Source organism: Marivirga sp., assembly GCF_035704835.1.
GTDB lineage: Bacteria > Bacteroidota > Bacteroidia > Cytophagales > Cyclobacteriaceae > Marivirga.
In genome coordinates this window covers 1-2,718 of the sequence record NZ_DASSWQ010000087.1, presented here as the reverse complement: position 1 = coordinate 2,718, position 2,718 = coordinate 1, and the positions used below count along the sequence as shown (strand labels likewise).

At 36.5% G+C, this 2,718-nt stretch carries 7 protein-coding genes; 2 read left to right on the top strand and 5 right to left on the bottom strand.

All coding sequences use genetic code 11. From position 1 onward, the window contains the following. Nucleotides 1–411 (top strand): transposase (locus VFM92_RS15690; RefSeq protein ID WP_325123176.1); only part of this gene is annotated, 411 nt, incomplete at its 5' end. Next, the gene (locus tag VFM92_RS15685; RefSeq protein ID WP_325123175.1) at nucleotides 401–634 is read left to right on the top strand and encodes a hypothetical protein; all 234 of its coding nucleotides are present in this window, start codon (nucleotides 401–403) and stop codon (nucleotides 632–634) included. The genes VFM92_RS15690 and VFM92_RS15685, both read left to right, overlap by 11 nt. A 77-nt stretch (nucleotides 635–711) precedes the next feature. On the opposite strand, the gene VFM92_RS15680 is transcribed toward VFM92_RS15685, so the two are convergent. The 5 genes from VFM92_RS15680 to VFM92_RS15660 form a co-directional block, all read right to left on the bottom strand. Next, nucleotides 712–1,065 (bottom strand): DUF5615 family PIN-like protein, encoded by a 354-nt coding sequence (locus tag VFM92_RS15680; protein ID WP_325123174.1) that lies wholly within the window; start codon nucleotides 1,063–1,065, stop codon nucleotides 712–714. 11 nt (nucleotides 1,066–1,076) lie between these two features. Beyond that, nucleotides 1,077–1,304, bottom strand: coding sequence for a DUF433 domain-containing protein (locus VFM92_RS15675; RefSeq protein WP_325123173.1), 228 nt, complete (start codon nucleotides 1,302–1,304; stop codon nucleotides 1,077–1,079). Nucleotides 1,305–1,482: 178 nt separating this feature from the next. Continuing rightward, nucleotides 1,483–1,722, bottom strand: coding sequence for a hypothetical protein (locus VFM92_RS15670; protein WP_325123172.1), 240 nt, complete (start codon nucleotides 1,720–1,722; stop codon nucleotides 1,483–1,485). A gap of 72 nt (nucleotides 1,723–1,794) precedes the next feature. After that, nucleotides 1,795–2,094, bottom strand: a complete 300-nt coding sequence (locus VFM92_RS15665) for a type II toxin-antitoxin system RelE/ParE family toxin (RefSeq protein WP_325123171.1) — start codon at nucleotides 2,092–2,094, stop codon at nucleotides 1,795–1,797. Next, a complete protein-coding gene (locus tag VFM92_RS15660; RefSeq protein WP_414675584.1) occupies nucleotides 2,087–2,386 on the bottom strand; it encodes a type II toxin-antitoxin system ParD family antitoxin in 300 nt (99 codons plus the stop codon). The genes VFM92_RS15665 and VFM92_RS15660 overlap by 8 nt, the downstream gene beginning before the upstream one ends. Nucleotides 2,387–2,718 lie beyond the last annotated feature (332 nt).

The window sequence follows — 2,718 nt, the reverse complement described above, 5'->3', positions numbered from 1 at the left end:
TCGCCACTGGAACTTGATCCTGATGAGGTAAACAGTTATCTCTACACACTAGCAAGCAATAAAGATTTAAGTGACACTTACTTTAAGCATGCCATTTATGGGTTAAGGTTTTTCTTTCGGGTATATGATTTAGAAGATAGACGTTTTGCGGCACATATCTTACCATTTGGTTTTATACGCATCCGCCATTATGGATTTTTGGCTTCAAAGAATAAAGCAAAAGAGCTCAATATTGCTAAAGTAGAATTGAAGCAATCCGTTTGGGTGAAACAAAAATATAGTTGGATAGAAATCTGCCAACAAAAGCTTGATTATAATCCATTGGCTTGTACCCAATGCGGGGCAGAAAAAATAATAATTATGAAAGTGATACTACCGGAAAGAGGGCCACCTATAGAAAATGAGAAGTAAAATTGTAAACTACCGAGTGATTAAAAAAATGCTCCAAAGAGAGCGCTGGAATTATATTGCCAAAATCCAGATAATCAGTTACTCAATTCCTGTTACCAGAGAAGCAGTTAAGGCAAATACCTTCCAGCAAGCATGTTTAGCACTAAAATCAATTCAAAATAAGAAGCTGAGCAGGCTACTTGTACCCGACTTAAACTATTCAATCCCCATAGAAAAACATTGAAGGTTTGGAGGCAGAGTTCAACAGAAGCTCTAATGAACCGCGCCCTTAGCGCGCATCATTAGAGCTTAGATGTTGCGTTAATATTTTTTCTGTCTAATCGTGTTGGAGTCGATGACAGTCAAAGTGTGTTCAAATGAAATAGTTTGTTTAGTAAGGAGCTCTTCTAAAATCTTTGCTGTCTCTAATGGTTCAGTTAGCTGAATTCTGATGAAAATGACACCTGCTTGCGGTTTGTATCCATGCTTGAATATTAATTCACCATAATCGCTGTCATAAGTTATAATAGTCCTGTTCTCATCAATAGCAATCTGCATAACCTGGTCGTCCGTAATGCTAGGGTCGTCAACTCCAATTGCCTTAATGTCGTAACTTTTTGATTTGAGATAGGTGATACTGGAGAATGGTACATTCTCATTAGCTAGATACTTCAAGTTGGGTGAATTTAAGAATTAGTGTATAAAAGTCCGTCCTTTAAGCATTCTTGGATGTAAGAGAAAACAGCTTGTAGTGATTCCTGATTCATCCGAGGATAATTTTCAAGAATTTGTTGTTCTGTCCATCCTTGTGCAAGGAGTCCAATGATATGTTCAACAGATACACGAGTTCCTTTTACTGTAGGCTTTCCAAGTAGTACAGTTTCATCCGCTATTATGTGGTTTCTCCATTCCATATTCAAAGGTACGAAATTTCTTAGTTCTTCGTTCGGCCATGCTTACCAACGTTTAGCTATTGGGCGTTGGGCACTTCAAGGCACCAAACTACTAATTCCCAACATGTTTCCTTAAATGTAATCATTTTCAAATTTAGCACTATCTGCCCAATGACCTATATTTAGTGTTAGCACCCATTTACTCCTCACGTAACTTTTTAGCTTCATAGATAAATAAATAAGTACCATCAAACTCCCCTTTTTTAAGTTTATCGAAATACACATTGGCTTCTTCCAATGTATTTAATTCCATCACGAATTGATGTTCTGTTTGATGACCACCTTCACCGCTTAAAATTAAAAAACGGGTGCTAACATCAGATATATTCAATTCTGATGTTTTGTCTTCAAATGTCTTTATGTGTTTTCTATTTTTCATTTTGTTAAATTATTTTAGTTTATATATTAAAAATCAGAACTGAATATATCTGAGAACCGTTGGGTGTAGTTCCTATTCTGTAATTCGATTTTTTAAGTCCATCCGACTGTGTAGAATTCTGGTGATTTCGATAAGGTCAGTCGTTATTTTACGATAAAATATTATGTGCCGGTTTACTACCAGTCCAAACAAGTCTGGTCTAATTCCCTCATAGTTTTTACCTAAGTCGGGCTTGTCTGCTATGTTTTGACAGAAGCCAAGCAAGACATGGTAATATTTATCAGCCTGCTCTTCCGACCAATTGTCAAACGTGTAAACCCAAATCGCATTTAGGTCTTCCACTGCTTTGTTAGTTAGCCGATATTCAGACATCGGTTCTTTTCCTTGCCTTTAATTGTTCAAGGTTCTTTTTAGGGTCAAAATCATGAGCAATTCCGCTATCCACACCTTGTTGAATAGCATTTTTCAGGGCAAGAACTTTGCTTTCTTCGTTTTCTAAGAGCCGAAGCCCTGCTCTTAATACTTCACTGACGTTCTTGTATCTACCTGCTGATACTTGAGTCTGAACAAATTGGTCGAAATAATTCCCGAGCGATATGGATGTATTTTTACTCATCTGTCTATTGATTTTCTCAAAAGTACCAAAAATTGGTATATTTTCCAAATTACACCCAACGCCACTGTATAAATTCGTGGCTGATTAAAATTATAAAAATTTCAGTTAACTACCGAGGCAATCCGCAGGATTGGCTTATTAAATTAATTTTCATCAATAAGTCAATCCTGCGGATTGACGGGCTATCTACAAAGAGCTGAAGGAACAATAACCTACTAACAGCCATGATTTATACAGGATGTTGAACTCAACCTCCGGTAGCTGAAGTATTTCAACTGACCGGAGCGTTAAGCTCATGATATAAAATATAAATATTATGAGCAATTTAAGTAAAAATTACGGATGGTTAAACACCAAGGCTAATTCAGCCAAAACATTAA